Origin of the sequence: Hungatella effluvii (genome assembly GCF_003201875.1) — a bacterium.
In the GTDB taxonomy this organism is placed as follows: Bacteria; Bacillota; Clostridia; order Lachnospirales; family Lachnospiraceae; genus Hungatella; species Hungatella effluvii.
Genome location: NZ_QJKD01000004.1, coordinates 102,711 through 118,023, shown reverse-complemented (window position 1 = coordinate 118,023; position 15,313 = coordinate 102,711). Strand labels below are relative to the sequence as shown.

At 48.2% G+C, this 15,313-nt stretch carries 18 protein-coding genes; 11 read left to right on the top strand and 7 right to left on the bottom strand.

Annotated elements, in window-relative coordinates:
- Positions 1-77 precede the first annotated feature (77 nt).
- The 10 genes from DFR60_RS09165 to DFR60_RS09120 all read left to right on the top strand — a co-directional run bounded on the left by DFR60_RS09165 (position 78) and on the right by DFR60_RS09120 (position 8,341).
- Positions 78-617, top strand: a complete 540-nt coding sequence (locus DFR60_RS09165; RefSeq protein WP_110322631.1) for a sigma-70 family RNA polymerase sigma factor — start codon at positions 78-80, stop codon at positions 615-617.
- 48 nt (positions 618-665) lie between these two features.
- Positions 666-923 (top strand): hypothetical protein, encoded by a 258-nt coding sequence (locus DFR60_RS09160; protein ID WP_110322630.1) that lies wholly within the window; start codon positions 666-668, stop codon positions 921-923.
- A 161-nt stretch (positions 924-1,084) separates the two neighbouring features.
- Positions 1,085-1,969, top strand: a complete 885-nt coding sequence (locus DFR60_RS09155; RefSeq protein ID WP_110322629.1) for a DUF5688 family protein — start codon at positions 1,085-1,087, stop codon at positions 1,967-1,969.
- Positions 1,970-2,026: 57 nt separating this feature from the next.
- The gene (locus DFR60_RS09150) at positions 2,027-2,926 is read left to right on the top strand and encodes a hypothetical protein (RefSeq protein WP_146218588.1); all 900 of its coding nucleotides are present in this window, start codon (positions 2,027-2,029) and stop codon (positions 2,924-2,926) included.
- 13 nt (positions 2,927-2,939) lie between these two features.
- Positions 2,940-5,990, top strand: coding sequence for an N-6 DNA methylase (locus DFR60_RS09145; RefSeq protein WP_110322627.1), 3,051 nt, complete (start codon positions 2,940-2,942; stop codon positions 5,988-5,990).
- A 61-nt stretch (positions 5,991-6,051) separates the two neighbouring features.
- Entirely contained in the window at positions 6,052-6,483 is a 432-nt protein-coding gene (locus DFR60_RS09140; RefSeq protein ID WP_110322626.1) for a DUF6809 family protein, read from the top strand.
- Complete coding sequence (locus tag DFR60_RS09135) at positions 6,470-7,024, top strand: hypothetical protein (protein WP_110322625.1); 555 nt, start codon at positions 6,470-6,472, stop codon at positions 7,022-7,024. Before DFR60_RS09140 ends, DFR60_RS09135 begins: the two co-directional genes overlap by 14 nt.
- Positions 7,025-7,054: 30 nt before the next feature.
- A complete protein-coding gene (locus DFR60_RS09130) occupies positions 7,055-7,588 on the top strand; it encodes a decarboxylase (protein WP_110322624.1) in 534 nt (177 codons plus the stop codon).
- A gap of 49 nt (positions 7,589-7,637) precedes the next feature.
- Positions 7,638-8,012: a DUF4313 domain-containing protein gene (locus DFR60_RS09125; RefSeq protein ID WP_110322623.1), complete on the top strand. Its 375-nt coding sequence runs from the start codon at positions 7,638-7,640 to the stop codon at positions 8,010-8,012.
- The gene (locus DFR60_RS09120) at positions 8,009-8,341 is read left to right on the top strand and encodes a hypothetical protein (protein ID WP_110322622.1); all 333 of its coding nucleotides are present in this window, start codon (positions 8,009-8,011) and stop codon (positions 8,339-8,341) included. Before DFR60_RS09125 ends, DFR60_RS09120 begins: the two co-directional genes overlap by 4 nt.
- A 94-nt stretch (positions 8,342-8,435) precedes the next feature.
- Here the strand turns inward: DFR60_RS09120 and DFR60_RS09115 are convergent, their stop codons facing one another.
- Both DFR60_RS09115 and DFR60_RS09110 read right to left on the bottom strand, forming a co-directional pair.
- Positions 8,436-8,618, bottom strand: coding sequence for a helix-turn-helix domain-containing protein (locus DFR60_RS09115; protein ID WP_110322621.1), 183 nt, complete (start codon positions 8,616-8,618; stop codon positions 8,436-8,438).
- Complete coding sequence (locus DFR60_RS09110; protein WP_110322620.1) at positions 8,608-9,024, bottom strand: sigma-70 family RNA polymerase sigma factor; 417 nt, start codon at positions 9,022-9,024, stop codon at positions 8,608-8,610. Before DFR60_RS09110 ends, DFR60_RS09115 begins: the two co-directional genes overlap by 11 nt.
- A 442-nt stretch (positions 9,025-9,466) precedes the next feature.
- On the opposite strand from DFR60_RS09110, the gene DFR60_RS09105 reads away from it, so the two are divergent.
- Positions 9,467-9,814 (top strand): helix-turn-helix domain-containing protein, encoded by a 348-nt coding sequence (locus tag DFR60_RS09105; RefSeq protein ID WP_167437560.1) that lies wholly within the window; start codon positions 9,467-9,469, stop codon positions 9,812-9,814.
- Positions 9,815-9,945: 131 nt separating this feature from the next.
- Here the strand turns inward: DFR60_RS09105 and DFR60_RS09100 are convergent, their stop codons facing one another.
- The 5 genes from DFR60_RS09100 to DFR60_RS09080 all read right to left on the bottom strand — a co-directional run bounded on the left by DFR60_RS09100 (position 9,946) and on the right by DFR60_RS09080 (position 15,221).
- Positions 9,946-10,251 (bottom strand): winged helix-turn-helix domain-containing protein, encoded by a 306-nt coding sequence (locus DFR60_RS09100; protein WP_110322618.1) that lies wholly within the window; start codon positions 10,249-10,251, stop codon positions 9,946-9,948.
- A gap of 227 nt (positions 10,252-10,478) precedes the next feature.
- The gene (locus DFR60_RS09095; protein ID WP_110322617.1) at positions 10,479-12,683 is read right to left on the bottom strand and encodes a flavodoxin; all 2,205 of its coding nucleotides are present in this window, start codon (positions 12,681-12,683) and stop codon (positions 10,479-10,481) included.
- Positions 12,680-13,432: a flavodoxin gene (locus DFR60_RS09090; RefSeq protein ID WP_243005013.1), complete on the bottom strand. Its 753-nt coding sequence runs from the start codon at positions 13,430-13,432 to the stop codon at positions 12,680-12,682. Before DFR60_RS09090 ends, DFR60_RS09095 begins: the two co-directional genes overlap by 4 nt.
- 30 nt (positions 13,433-13,462) lie before the next feature.
- Positions 13,463-14,365 carry a permease gene (locus tag DFR60_RS09085; RefSeq protein WP_110322616.1) on the bottom strand — a complete coding sequence of 301 codons (903 nt, stop codon included), beginning with the start codon at positions 14,363-14,365 and terminating at the stop codon, positions 13,463-13,465.
- Positions 14,366-14,381: 16 nt separating this feature from the next.
- Positions 14,382-15,221 (bottom strand): DUF362 domain-containing protein, encoded by an 840-nt coding sequence (locus DFR60_RS09080; protein WP_341457939.1) that lies wholly within the window; start codon positions 15,219-15,221, stop codon positions 14,382-14,384.
- Positions 15,222-15,313 lie beyond the last annotated feature (92 nt).

Here is a 15,313-nt window from a genome sequence, read left to right as displayed (position 1 = left end):
CATGTACAACGTATGGAAAGGATTCTCCTGGTTGACTGCCGGGGGAATCCTTTTCTCATTTGAAGGAGGAAATTCTTATGAAATCTGAAATACCATTAACACCTGAGCAGCGCTTATTTGCAGAAGAACACCACGGTCTGGTTTATAAGTTTCTTCAGAAAAAGCAGTTATCCATAGATGAGTTTTATGATGTTGTCGTCTTTGCTTATCTTCGATCTGTCCGTCGCTTTTTAACAGAGCCTGCTTTAAAACAATACTCCTTTGCTACTATTGCGTGGAGTTCCATGAATTGTGCTCTGCACAACTACTATAGATCTCAAAAAGCCCAAAAACACAATGCTTTGGTATTGAGCCTGCACACCAATCCTTATGAGGACAGTTACACATTAGAGGAAACCATACCCGCCCCCAACCCGTATATGCGGCAGCTGGAAGAGCAGCTTCTCCTGCATGATCTGGCTAAAAGGGTATCCAAACAGCAGATGAACATCGTGCGTATGAAGACCTGCGGCTACAATGACCGCGATATTGCCCGCCGCCAGAACACCACCACAGAGCATGTGCAGATGCTTCTGAAAGAAGTACGCCGTGTGCTTCTCGATCTGTGCTATGGGTAATGCCGCCATTACAAATTTAATACTGAAAAAGAATGGAGGTCAGAAAGAATGAGAAAGAAAAAAGCAGAAGAAAAGAAGACCGTCATGCTCTGCGGAACGCTCCTGTGTCCGGTCACCATCGGAAAACCCGCTGTTTTTGCAGCCGGGGGAACCTTCTACCGCACATCTGCGGTTGTCGCCCTGCATGAGCAGACCGAGGACAATATCCATTTTGAAACGAGAAATACCCATTATCACCTGTCCATGAGCCCTTTTCCGCTGGCGGCCATAAGTCCGCTCCCTGTGAGACTGGCCGCATGTGCGTAAATGGACTTTGAACAATTATGGCGGCTGCGTAATGCCGGCCGCCTCCATGTTCCGGCCGTGGCTATCCATACCACGGCCTTTTCCTATTATAAGACCACACCAGAGAATACGGATGCTGGTCTTTCACAGAGTATGCGTACTGCATACAGATTGGAGATGCTATGAATATAAAAGAATTTACTGACAGAATGAAAGCTGCCATTTCAGATGCCCTGAACAGGGAAGTCCAGATTGTAAATCCGTTAAAAACCAACGGCATCCGTCCTTACGGGCTTGCGGTTAAAGAACCGGATTCCAACACAAGTCCCACTATCTATCTGGAACCCTTTTTTGAAAGGTATCTTGATACAGACGACTGGGCGCAGGCCGTGAAAGACGTTCTTGCGTTTTATGAAAACAACGTCCTTACAGATTCTGTTGATATGAAGTGGTTCAGGGATTTCAGCCAGATTCAAAAGAAACTGTATTACAGGCTTATCAACTATGAAGCAAACCAGGAACTGCTTGCACAAGTTCCCCATACCCGTTTTCTGGATCTTGCAAAGGTTTATTATGCCGACTGCAGGATTGCGGAAGACATGCCGGGGAGCTTCCTTGTCCGCTATGAACATATCAGGCTTTGGGGAATTGATGAGAATGAGCTGAGGGAAACAGCAGAAGAAAACACCCCCGGACTGTATCCGGCACATATCAAAAATATGTTCCCTGTTTTCACACCGGATATTCCCCCGGAAGCACTTGAAGTACCAGAAGATTTTTTTATCCCCATGTACACCCTTTCCAATGTGGAAGCAGAAAACGGGGCGGCCGCCATGTGCTATAAAGGTGTCCTGGATGATTTCGCCCGGAAGATCGAAGATGACCTGGTGATCCTGCCCAGTTCCGTTCACGAAACAATCCTTCTGCCCATGCATAAAAATGATGATACTGACCGTCTCAGGGATATGGTTTATGACATTAACCGCACCATACTGGACCGGTCGGAATTTCTCTCTGACAATGTATATATTTTCAACAGGGAGAGCAAGCAGCTTGCAATCGCTTAAATTTCATGGGGCAGGAGGATAACATCCTGCCCCATGTCAAACAGAAAGGAGGCTCTTATGGATCTACTCACAAAATTTGAAACCGTTGAAGTAAAAGCGGATACCCGTATCTCAGAAGCGGACCGCATATTCTGCGTGGCACACCAGGCGGCTTATGACAGCGCCAGAATTACCCTGCCGGAACTGGAATTCTTCTGGAACGATATGCTGAGCCAGCAGAGGGAACTGCTGGCACCCACAGGTGCATCTTCAGAAACTTACCTTGTCACTTATGACGCCCTGAAGCTCTCTGATTATGCTATCCAGCAGCAGATTCACTCCCTGCATCCCCAGTTTATCTCCCAGATCGTTTCCTATTTCAGCAAAACATACCGCTTTTCCATAGACACAAATGGTATTACACACAACCTTATTCCCCAAAAACCAGCCGACCGATGGACGGACAACTATAAGGAACTGGTTGAAAAATATATGAAGGATATGGATGAACTGTCTCTTTCCTACACAGATATACTTGAACAGATCTTCCTTCAGACAGGCGGACGGACCTTCTCTGAGCAGGCGCTCCATGAGCTTAAGGAGAAATGCCACCAGGCAGCCTGGATCACCGGCAGCGGAAAGCCCCTGTTTGAACAGAAAAAAAGCACCCTGCAGCTCATCGGTTATGCCTGCAGTTTCCGGGACCGATACAGCGGGGATGTCTGGGAGCTGGCAGACCGAACAAAAGATATTTTACGGGGCATTGCCCATTTTGAAACAGGGATGTTTGGCACCGCCCCCTGCAGCCTGTCAAGGCTTCTCGGCAGATATGATCTTCCTGACAGCCAGCATGAATTTCCCGACTGCGAAAAGCTGCAGTCCCTGCGGATGTTCAAAAACGGCAGGGTAGATATCAGGTTTGCCAGTGAAGCCCTCGCGGCTCAGTTCATAGAGGATTATTTGAAAACCATATGTTAGCGAGGTGATACGAATGAAATATGCTTACCGGGGGGAATCCATCCCCCAGGAGAAACGAAAAACACTGAATGAAAAAGTCCTGTACCTGATCGACAGCGGCCGTTTTAAAGAATGCTCCATCAGTCCGGAGGATATCTATAATGCCTATACCGGGGACGGCGGACTTCACGGCCTGGAACGGTCGGACTATGAGAACTACCATGCGTACAGCGAGGCGAAAAAGGAAATAGAAAACGGCCAGTTTTTCACGCCACCCCGTCTGTGCGAATTTATAGCGGCCAGCTTGAAGCTGTCGGAACATAACCTGGTGGCGGACCTTACCTGCGGCATGGGGAGTTTCTTCAACTTTATCCCCACAGAGGCAAACATCTACGGATGCGAGCTGGATGTAAATGCCGTAAAGGTGGCAAAGTTCCTTTACCCGGAGGCCGCGATTGAATGCCGGGATATCCGCACCTGCCAGCCAGAGACACGGTTTGACTTTGTAGTGGGCAACCCGCCCTTCCATTTAAAGTGGTGGACAAAAAGCGGCAGGGAAATGCCCTCCCAGATGTACTACTGCCTGAAAGCGGCAGAGGTCTTAAAGCCTTTGGGAATCCTTGCGCTGATCGTACCCCGGTCTTTTCTGGTGGATACTTTTACTGACAGCGGACAGATCCGGGAGATGGAAAAGCAGTTCAGTTTTCTGGGGCAGGTACTGTTTCCGGAAAACTCATTCTCCCATCTGGGCGTCAGCCGTTTCCCTACCAAGCTGCAGTTCTGGCAGAAAAAGACAACTGACCCGGGATGGAAGGCCCATCCGTACCGCACGGAGGCTGACCATGCCCTGCCGGGAGACTTTGATATCCAAAAGGAAGCGGAATATACCTACCAGAAGATACTGGCTTTTGCCAGGTCGGCGCTGGAAAACAACCAGTCAAAGATCCTGCTGGAACTGGCAAGGATGCGCCATACATCCGATGATTTCAGATACCGGACACAAAAGCTTTTATACCATATCAAGGCACATCCCCTTACCAGTCCATTATACGCCAAATGCTGTGAATATGTACACCGGTTCTATACCCAGCAGAGGCCCGATGACATGAGCTATGAACAATGGTGCCGGGTCCAGCTTACGGAGAACAAGGTGCTCACCTACCTCCGGCAGGCGTTAAAAAAGCAGAATCCCGTGCCGGAAACAGACGTCATCCGTCTGGTGAAGCGCAAGGGGGAGTTTGCCTATAAGGGATACAGCGCCGCAGCACGCCGACAGATCAAAGACAGCAAACGTCTGCCCGTGCCTGTCTACCAGGCCGTGCTGGAAAACACCCCGGAATCTTTTCCGGGTTATGAACGGCTGCTCCGCAGGAAACAGGCAGAATACGAAATCCAGAATACGCCCTACGCAGAAATGGATGAAGACCCGGCTATCGCCAGATGGCTTAATGACTTCTCCCTGTGGGATTCCTCCAAATTTGAGGAGATCCGCCTGAATGAGATTCAAAGGCACGACATCAACCTTACCCTCCAGAAGCGCTATGCGCTGCTGCAGTGGGAACAGGGGAGCGGAAAAACACTGGCCGGCATTGCAACAGGGCTGTACCGGATGCAGAACCAGAACGTACACAGTACATGGGTTGTTTCCTCCGCCATCTCCATCCGCAACAACTGGGATGTGGTGCTGGCAAACTACGGGCTGCCTTATGTATTTGTAAAGCGGCTGGCGGATTTAAAACGTATCCACCCCGGAGACTTTGTCCTGATGACACTGAACAAAGTAAGCACTTATAAAAAGTACCTGAGAAAGCATATGAAGCGCCTGCACCAGAATATCCAGTTCATACTGGACGAAAGCGATGAGATTTCCAACCCCGGAACCACCAGAAGCCAGGCGGTACTTACCTGTTTCCGCCATTGCCGGATGAAGCTGCTCACCACAGGCACCAGCACCCGGAACAACATTTCAGAGTTTGCCCCGCAGCTGGAGCTGCTCTACAACAATTCCGTCAACATGATCTCCTGGAACCGGTATATCTATCACAATGACAGGAAGGCAGACGAAGACGAAGAACCGGACTGCGACATCAACCCTTATTTCGGCCAGCCAATTCCTGCCTACAAGAAAGGCTATTCCCTGTTTGCCGCCTCCCACCTTCCGGAAAAAGTAACGGTGTTCGGCATGGAGAAGCGCACACAGGACATCTACAATGCGGACATTCTCAGCGATATCTTAGGGAAGACCGTGATCACAAGAACCTTTGAGGAGGTTTCCTGCAAGGATATCAAGCAGCTCCATCAGGTACTGCTCCACTTCCCGCCGGAAGAAAAAGAAGTCTACCAGCGGGCAATCCATGAGTTTTATAAGATGCGGCAGAACTATTTTGCATCCACAGGCAATTCCCGGAAAGACTCCATGATGCGCCTGGTCCAGCAGATCGTCCTTCTCCTGCGCATCAGCGCCGCACCGGATACGGTGCAGGAATATCTGGGGGATACCCCGGTCAAAGTCATGGCCGCCGTTGATATGGCTGCCGAATGGGAGAATGAGATCGTCGCTATCGGAGTACGGCATGTTGCCGTGCTGGAATCTTATGAAAAAGCACTGCGGGAATACCTGCCGGACCGCCCCCTGTTCGTGGTGACCGGCTCCAATACCAGCTTTGCCAAAAGGAGGGCGCTCCAACAGACTCTGCAGGACAGCGGCAACGGGATTCTTCTCTGCACTCAGCAGAGCCTTCCCTCCAGCGTCAATTTCGATTATGTCAACAAAGTCATCATACCGGAACTGCATTACAACAACTCCGGCATGAGCCAGTTCTATTTCCGGTTTATCCGGTACACCTCAACGGAACAGAAAGACATCTATTTCCTGACCTATGCCGGAAGCATTGAGTCCAACCTGATGCAGATGGTGCTGGCAAAGGAGAAGCTGAACCTGTTTATGAAAGGACAGGATGTGGACCTGGATGAGATTTATGACAGGTTTGATGTGGACTATGACCTGCTCTCCCTCCTGATGCGTCAGGAACGGGATGAAAACGGTGCGCTTCAGATCCGCTGGGGTGAACAGAAGATCGCATGAAGTACCAGAGAAACAAATCATTCTGCCCCAGCCAGGGCAGACAGCGAAAGGAGGACCACAGATGAATTTTCACGAAACAAAGATGGGGGCAGTTTTCTTTAACCATCAGTTACCGGAGCTGATCAGAACACTCCAGGAGATTGCCGACACCCTGAAAAAACCTGCCACGGCGGCTGTCCGGCTGACGGACACAGGCGAACCGGATTTTTTACATAACCTTTTCTACGGGAACTATGAACCGGATATTTACGGATGCGTCACGGCTCCCTCAGAACTGGACCGGCATGTAAAGGAAGCGGAAAAAGCCCTGCTCCCTGCGCTGGGAGAATCCTGGCCGCTTTTTGAACAGTACCAGATGGCGGTTTCCAAAAGAAACAGCGCCATAGCGGAACAGTCCTATTGCTGCGGATACCGCACCGCTGTCCAGATGATTGTCATCGGGCTTGCCGTCCCGCCACAGCAGACAGGAGGTGTGCCGGATGAACAGCCATGAAAGAACCGCATCCCCCAATACGCCGGAATTTCCCAGAGAAATCTATGAGCCTGTATTTGCACACCACATGGAAATAGAAGAATATTTAAAGAAGGAGCTTACCCTCTCCTATGTGGATCTGGACGGCTCCCATGAGCTGCGGACCTGCTGCGGCGACATTCTGAAAACCATTAACGCCCTCATGGACTATACCCACATGCTGGATCTGGTATGTGAGCAGTGGAACCTGACCGGCTTTCACAAAGCCACATACGAATACCAGGCGGGGAAGTTGCGGGAGATTGCGGAGAAGTTTCAAAAAGCCATCGGCTACGATTACGCCGCTGCCGTAGAAAAATGCCGGAAGAAACAGGCAAAAAAGCAGCGCTCTGATGATGTCGGGGAAGATGCCCTGACACTTACTGCCCGCAGACGGCAAAAAACACCGGAAAAATATGCGGAAGAAATAAAAGCAGGACAGCCGGAACCCCAGGCAGCAGAAAGCAGTTCCACATATCCGGCAAAAGAAAATCTGCCGCCCTGGGAAGATGATTTTTCATGAAGACTTTATTTTACAGAAGGAGGTATCCATATGACAGGCAATGAATTAAGAAAAACACTGGAAGGACATCTTGACCTTTTAAAACGAAACCTTGCCGTGGCATCCCTGGAGGTTCTGAAGACCAGATATAAAAAGCCCTTTGACGAACTGCGGCACAACATCAGCTCCACGGCTACCGCTTACGTGAAACAGATCACACTGGAAAATATCCGCATCCGTGCGGATTTTATGGACGAGGCACAGCCGCTGATCCAGAACACGATTGACCAGTCCGGCATCCTGAAGCAGATCTCCCAGGCTGCTTTTAAAAGACAGGATATTGAGGAGATCGACCGGCTTGCCCTGACATTGAAAGCGCAGATTCACCAGGCACTTATCCCTTTTTATGATAAGCACATCTGCCTGTATCTGGATGATGAGTGCTTTGGAAAACCGCCCAAAGCGCCCAAATTTTACAATGAGGCAAGCGGATGTATGTGGAAAAACAACGCCTGGATACCTGCGGAGGTGGAAAAAGGGGTAATCCTTCTCCCGGCGCAGGAGATGCCAAAAACAGCGGCATAACAGAAATAAACAATAGAAAAATAATACAAACACAGCGAAAGGAGACACTATGAAAACATTTGATTTACAGAAATATGGAAACGTATATAAGATCCAGTTAAACGTCACCTCTTATATGGAAGGCAACCTTGCCATCACAATGACTTCCTGGGAGGACGGGGAAGCGGAACCCTGGAATGTCCTGACCGTCAATCTGGATTCCGTCTGCCCCCAAAACTGTGCATTTATTGACACCAATAACAATGGCGAAGATATCCTCGCATGGATCGTCCGGCACGGCCTGGCAGTCCCTACCGGCACCTATGGCCGCAGCGGTTTCTGCCGTTATCCGGAATACCGGTTCCGCCCGGAAGTCCTTCAGGAGATCGACCCGGATGGATATGCTTCCTATCTCCGTGACTGGAAAGAGAGGTATGGCGCATGAAATACAAAGCCCTTTATTCTGTACTGGAGAAACGAAAGCAGGAAGCTTCCGGTTTTGGGTATGATGACCGGAGCTGCTGGCGTCTCAATCGTCTTACTTATGTAGACAGGCTGCACAGCCTCTGGATTATAGCAGTTGACCCTGCCACCGGCAGACGTTTCTGGATTACCCATGACGGCAGCACTTTTTCCATCAGTTTTTGTAATATGGATGAGAAGCTGAATAATTATGGCCCTACCCGGCATATCCGCTGCACCTCACGTACAGATCTGGCAGAGAAGCTGCAAAAGCTCTTTTATGAGCCAAATACATTTGCAGATTTGCCGTAAGTTAAACTGATTCCAGAAAAGCGCCGGGCGATATGCTCCGGCGCTTTTCCCATTCCTGCCGCCTGTCCACTCTGCAGCAGTCCTGTCTTAAATGTCACATCCTGAACTGGACGATACATTTCAGCAGTATGATGCAAAGCTCCTGATAAAGGTCTTCATCAAACCTGCCGTTTATAATGGCATTTTTCACTAAAAGAGGCTTGTACATCTCCAAAAGGTCCATGACTGACGACTCCCTGCCGGCTTTCGCCTGTAAAAGCATTTCCTTAAAATTCATTTTTCATCACCTCAATCTTTCTTCTGATCTTCTGTACTGCTCGGTAATACACTGCCGACACGCCTTTATACCCAAGCCCCATTTCTTCTCCCAGTTCCTCAAAACCTATCCCATCCAGTGTCCTCGCAAGGAATATGTACCGCTCCCGTTCGCTAAGTTCTTTCAGCGCTTGGAGAAGCGCACTGTCCTCCAGCTGCATGAGAACCGGAAGCCCCAGAAACATATCCTGTTCGATACTGCACTCCGGCATAAATGGGAAGTCTTCGGTCAGGCTCTCGATCTGCAGGCGCCTGTCCTGCTGCTGTATATAATCATGTCTGCGGCGTTTTACTGCTGTTGTCAGGTAGGCCGTAAACTGATTCTGCAAAATTTCTGTTTCACTTTTTCCGCTGTTTCTCTGCCACATGGCGTTTCCTCCTTGAATTTCAGAATTTTGGCTGCAAAATCCTGAAACCGGAGGTGAACGGCATCGGACAATAGAAAAAGAACCGTTACCTGTTTCTTCTCTCAGATAACCGTTCTTTTCCCAAATATCTCTATTTTCCTCAAAAAAGTAGTGTAATACGCTACCATTATCAACGCACTTCAGCCGTAAATAAAGATGAATTTTTTTAATAAACTTCCTTTACAGCCATATGCTGTGAGCGTACTTCTCAATGACCATGTATCCTTCCTCATGGCCATACGCAAAAAAAGCACTCAAATAATGTCCTGATGAACCACGTTTTTTTTAATTCACCAAAACATTGAGTGCAAAAAGTAGAGTTATAACATATATTTTTTAGATGTTCATACCATTTTTACATTTAAAAAGTATGGCAATAAACTACTACCAGGAGGTGATGATAATGTCTTTGTCAGTCAATGATGCCGATGTTTTCAGCCGTGTCCTCAAAAAAGCCCGGAAGAAAATGCATCTGACCCAGGCGACCTGTGCGGAATTATTAGATTATTCCCTTTCCTTCCAAAAGGACCTGGAACGCGGCCGCTGCTCCCCAAGCATTGAGAACTTTTACCATATCTGCCGGACACTAAATATATCCGCAGATGAGTGTGTCTTTCCAGACAGCCACGATGCGGATTCTACATATCACAAGCTGCTCCGGCTGCTCTCGCAATGTGATGAAAGCTGCCTGAAAATCCTTATGGCTACAGCCACAGCAATCATTAGTGAGAAGAATAACCCGTCAACCTGATTCTACAAAAAATATAACCCAACTATTTTTCCGGTTGGGTTATATTCTACATGGCAAATATCTTTATAATATCGACAGGAAATAGACAGGTTATCTTTTTTCTCGACAATTTACAACATTCATTGCCTTATTTATTCTTCTATACTGAATTTATATCCATACCCATGCAAGGTCTGTATGTATGGGATTCCCAGCTTTGTCCTGAGCCGGTAAATAATATCCCTTATAACATAGGAGCCTCCTAAATAATTATCCCCGTTCACTGTTTCATAAATCTGGTCTCTCGTTAAAGCAATATTAGAATTGGCTGCCAGAAAGCAGAGCACATCGAACTCCATTCTGGTAAGCGTAATTTTGCGTCCATCCACATCAACCGTTCTGCTTGCAGGATGAATATGCAGGTTTCCGAATATCATTTCTTCGTCTGTTTCTGACATTATTCACACCTCCATTCTAAAATAGAATAATTTAAGTAATATTATTCCTATCGAACATACAGTTCATATCTGGATTAAACACATATACCAAATAACTCAGGAAAACGATCTTAATAGCAAATAAAAAATCCTTTTCAGATTTCCCATAATGAACCTTTAACCATACACTCCGATACCATGTTCATATCGGAATGTATGGTTTTATTTACTAATTGACTGTATCAAAACTATTCCTGTGCTATTCCGTTAGCTTCCAACCACTCCGTCACATCCCCCGGCAGCTCATTTCCCCCGGAATAATGGACGGAAAGCCCTTCCCCAATTTCCGCATCGGGAGCCAGCTTTGCGATTGCCGTAAGACTCTGTCCGAACCGTCCGCCGCCATGACTGCAGAACGGCAGAATTGTCTTGCCGGAAAAATCATATTCTTCCAAAAAGGACGCTATCGGCATCGGAATCGATGCCCACCAGTTTGGATAACCAATCATCACAATATCGTATTCGTCCATATTTTCAACATGGCTGGAAAGTTCCGGTCGTGCCTGTATGTTCTGATCCCTCTGTGCCTCCTCCAAAACCGTATTATAATCGCTGGAATATGGTTCCACACAGGTAATCTCAAACAGATCGGCTCCGGTCTGCGCCTGAATCTCCTCCGCAACGCCCCTTGTATTTCCGCCCCATGAAAAATAGGCGATCAGGATTTTCCCGCCACTCTCTGTCTGTTCTGATGTCTGACCGGAAGAAATCACATCACCGTCCCCGGAAACAGCTCCACGCACCAGACGTAAGCCTATATTAAAGCTGGCGGCATCTGCCTCTAATGTGGCCCGGTAAGCAGAACGCATATTTTTCGCAAAATCATTCCAGCCGCCGCCCCGATAAACCTTCCGATTCCCGTCTGCAGCTCCGGTCGGATCGGTTTCCCCATCGGTTCCATAGCTGCCATAAGTATCCCACACCCATTCACTGACATTCCCGTGCATATTATAAAGCCCATATCCATTCGGAGAAAAACTGTCTACCTCCACCGTTGTCTGCCGGTATTCTCCGGGCTTTGTATCCAGATTGCCCTGGGAAAAATAATTGTCCTCAATCATGTAAGGATAATGCCCGTAATAATTCGCTTCCTCCGCACCGATGGAAGTTTCCGTATTGAACGGCGTTTTCGTACCCGCCCGGCAGGCATATTCCCATTCCGCCTCTGTGGGCAGACGGTATCCATCCGCAGCGCGGTTCCATGATACGTTTCCTCCATCTATCGTGTATACAGGATTCAGCCCGTCCCTTTCACTTCTTGTATTACAATAAGCAATCGCGTCCAACCATGAAATATTTTCCACCGGAAGATCATCCCCCTTAAAATTGCTTGGATTCTCTCCCATGACCTCCTGATATTCCTTCTGTGTCAGCTCGTAAGGGCTGATATAAAAATCACTGACTGTTACGGTATGCAAAGTTTCATCATCGCTTCGCCACGCTTCATCCTCCGGGCTTCCCATTTCAAATATCCCTCCCGAAATAAAGACAAAGCCATCCTCCACCTCTGTCTGCACCGCAGGCTTTTCTATCTGCGTTTGTACCGTCTCTCCTTGTGACGGTGCCTGTTCTTCTACATTTTCCTCCATCGAAGGAACATCTGCGCTCCATGTATCTCCGGGATTGCTGTTACCATGATTTAAGGAAAAAATAACAGCAGCAATCACCGCCACCGGGATACAGAACGCCAGAATTTTTGCAATCCTCTTTCCCATTTCATCGCACCTCCATTTCTGCATTGCCATTCCAAGATAATGCCCTGCCACAATAAACATACCAATCATGGCAGTTACTTCCGCATAAAACATCAACACGGATTTTGTTTCATCAAAAAATACGAAATGTGTCTGCATGAAAAGATAATCTGTCATTTTCTGCTGCATGAACCCATAGATACCAAACAGTACGATACCAAAGGCGGCTCCCCGCAGCAGCCAGAGAAACACATCATCCATTTTTCTCTCCGGCATCCTGCTTTTACACATACCTAAAACGAGCTTCCAGTGCATCCCGGTATGCAGGGACATCAAAATGAAACCCCAATGGGAAGAAAACAGATGCAGGGTTCGGGCGGTTATCATCCCTCCCGAAAATGGAAGCCATTCAAATACAAAGCCACTCATCATAATGCCACTGAACGCCAGAGCCAGAAAATCAAAAATCAGCAGGATGTTAAGCGCTGTCCCCGCGCACCGCAGCGGGGTATATTTTCCCTGAAACAGATTCCGCATCCATCCGAAATTAAGAACATGATGCAGAAGGAACAGGAATACCATACCGGTTCCAAGCCATTCATGCAGCCATTGCCCAGTCAGAATTTCCGCCATAAGAACAGGCAGCAGAAACAGCATGATGATATCTATGATTCTTTTTGCAACTGCTTTCGATTTCACTTTGCCTCCACATTCAGTCCAAGACTGTTAATCCATTCTACAATATCCTCACGGGAAGAACTGCTTCCCAGACGGACGCCGTCAAGCCATGTCACATCATCCCCGCACAAGTCATGCAGATTTGCAGCGCTTGAGCCAATCCCACTGCTGCCGGATGTACAGAAGGGAACAATGGTTTTTCCGCCAAACTCATAGCTTTCCATAAAGGTATCAACGATGCGCGGAGCTTCGCCCCACCAGATGGGATAGCCAAGAAATACAATCTCATACTGATCCATATTTTCCACGCTGCCGGAAATGGCAGGCCGTACAGTTTTATCATTCTGCTCCACCGTTGCCCTTGTACTGCTGTCACTGTAATTCAAATCTTCATCTGTATATGGCTCCTCCGGTACAATCTCGTACAGATCCGCCCCCAAAGCGTCTGCGGCATACTCAGCCAGAGCCTTCGTTGTTCCGGTTGCAGAGAAATAAGCCACCAGCACCTTGCTGCTTTCTTCGCTGGTTTCTTCACCAGATTCATCTTCTGTATCTGCTGGTTCCGCAACCTCTGTATCCTGATCTGTGGTCTGTTCCACAGCCTCCGTATCCGAATTTTTATCCGTTTCCTCCTGTGTCGAAACTGCCTCTTCCGGTGTCTCAGGCTGCCCGCCTGTACTCTGGCTTCCGCCAGAAGAACCACAAGCCGTAAAACTAAGCAGCATCCCTATCATACATACAATGCTCATCATTTTTTGAAATTTTTTCATAATACAAGACCTCCTGAACTTTTATATTTTTTACACAGCTAAATTAACCAGCAGCCCGGAAAGCAAAGAAAAGAGCATAACAAAAGCGATATAAAGAATAAAATGCTTCATTCCAAGTACGATCTTCACCGCCCCAAGATTTGTAATCTTTGTAGCCGGGCCGGTAATCATAAAGGCCGCGGCGCTCCCCATGCTCATGCCATCCATAAGCCATTGCTGCAAAAGCGGGATCGTCCCGCCGCCGCAGGCATAGAGAGGAACGCCTATTGTAGCTGCCATAAGTACGCCCCACGCTTCATTTCCTCCGAACAGAGCCGTAGTCACTCCTGTCGGCACATATCTTTGAAACAACGCAGAAAGGACAATGCCAAACAGAAAATATAAGCCTGTCGCTTTTACATTCCGCCAGAGATTTTTCAGATACCGCAGTACCATGTTGGGATCGGTGTCCCTTGATTTCGGTTCATCGAAATTCCCAAAGCGGAAAAAGGCTTTCTCATTATAAATAAAATGCACCAGCAAACCGGCGGCAGTCCCACATAAAAAACAGGAGAGAATACGGACAACAAGCGCCGTGGTTCCAAGCGCCATGCTGTACAGGATGAGCTGCGGGTTCAGCAGGATGGAACTCATCATAAATGCTGCCAGCCAGTCATCCTTCATCCCGCTCTTTGAAAAAGATGCCGCAATGGGAATCGTGCCATACATACACAGCGGCGAGGCAATCCCCAGCGCCGAGGCAATCGGAATCCCTAAAAGCCCCAGCTTCTTATCTCCCAGGGAACGGAAAACATTATGTATCCTGTCTTTCAAAAAGACGGAGACCGCAGAACCAAGCACCATTCCCAAAATCCAATAACGGAAAATCTGTTGGAACTGGATACTGAAATAATACCAGAGATAAATAAATTCCCGGTGCAATACCTCCAACATACACCGTCACCTCCCGTTATTCATCAATCGAAACCAGCTGATATTCCCGGCTTCCAAGCCCAATCTTTTCTGCCTGCTCCAATGTATGGAGTCCGTTCCTTGATTCAATCCGGTCTACCAGCGACTGTCCATCCTCCGCACCGTACACAAGGTCGATGCAGGCCTGATCCACAGCTACCGGATCAAGGGAAGCCAGAATACCGATGTCGTGCATATCCGGTTCCGCAGGATTCCCGTCACAATCACAGTCCACCGAAAGCCGGTTCATTACATTGATGTATAAAATATTTCCGTCCAGATAATCCGTTACTGACTTGCCGGCCTCTGCCATGGACTCCAGAAAGGAATCCTGGTCAGCGCTCCACATACTGCCGCCTTTCCCGCCTGTATGAATATGACCTTTTCCCTCAGAAGACGCAATGCCTATGGAAATATTCTTGATGGCTCCACCGTATCCTGCCATCGCATGGCCCTTGAAATGGGAGAGTACCACATAATAATCATAGTTTGCAAAATGAGCGCCCACATAATTCTCTGTCAGGTTATCACCGCCTGTTACCTGCAGTGTCATGGAACCGTCCTCATCCATAATGTCCACATCCGCAATCGCCGTATAGCCGTGATCCTCCGCTACCTGATAGTGCATTGCCGTATTTGCGCGCTGTCCGCCATAAGCCGTGTTACACTCCACAATCGTCGCACCCAGCTCCTGAACCAAATCCCCGATCAGCTCCGGGCGCAGATAGTTGCTCCCGTTTTCGCCGGTAGACAACTTTACTGCAATCTTTCCGGATGGCTCTGCTCCCAATGCCTCGTAAATCGCCATCAGTCCCTCCGGACTGATATCCGTTGTCATATAGACAGCAGGCGCATCACCATTTACAGCGGCATCGGCACTATCTGATGCAGGCAGCGCTGCCTCGTCTGCTGTGTTGCCGCCCGCTGTAT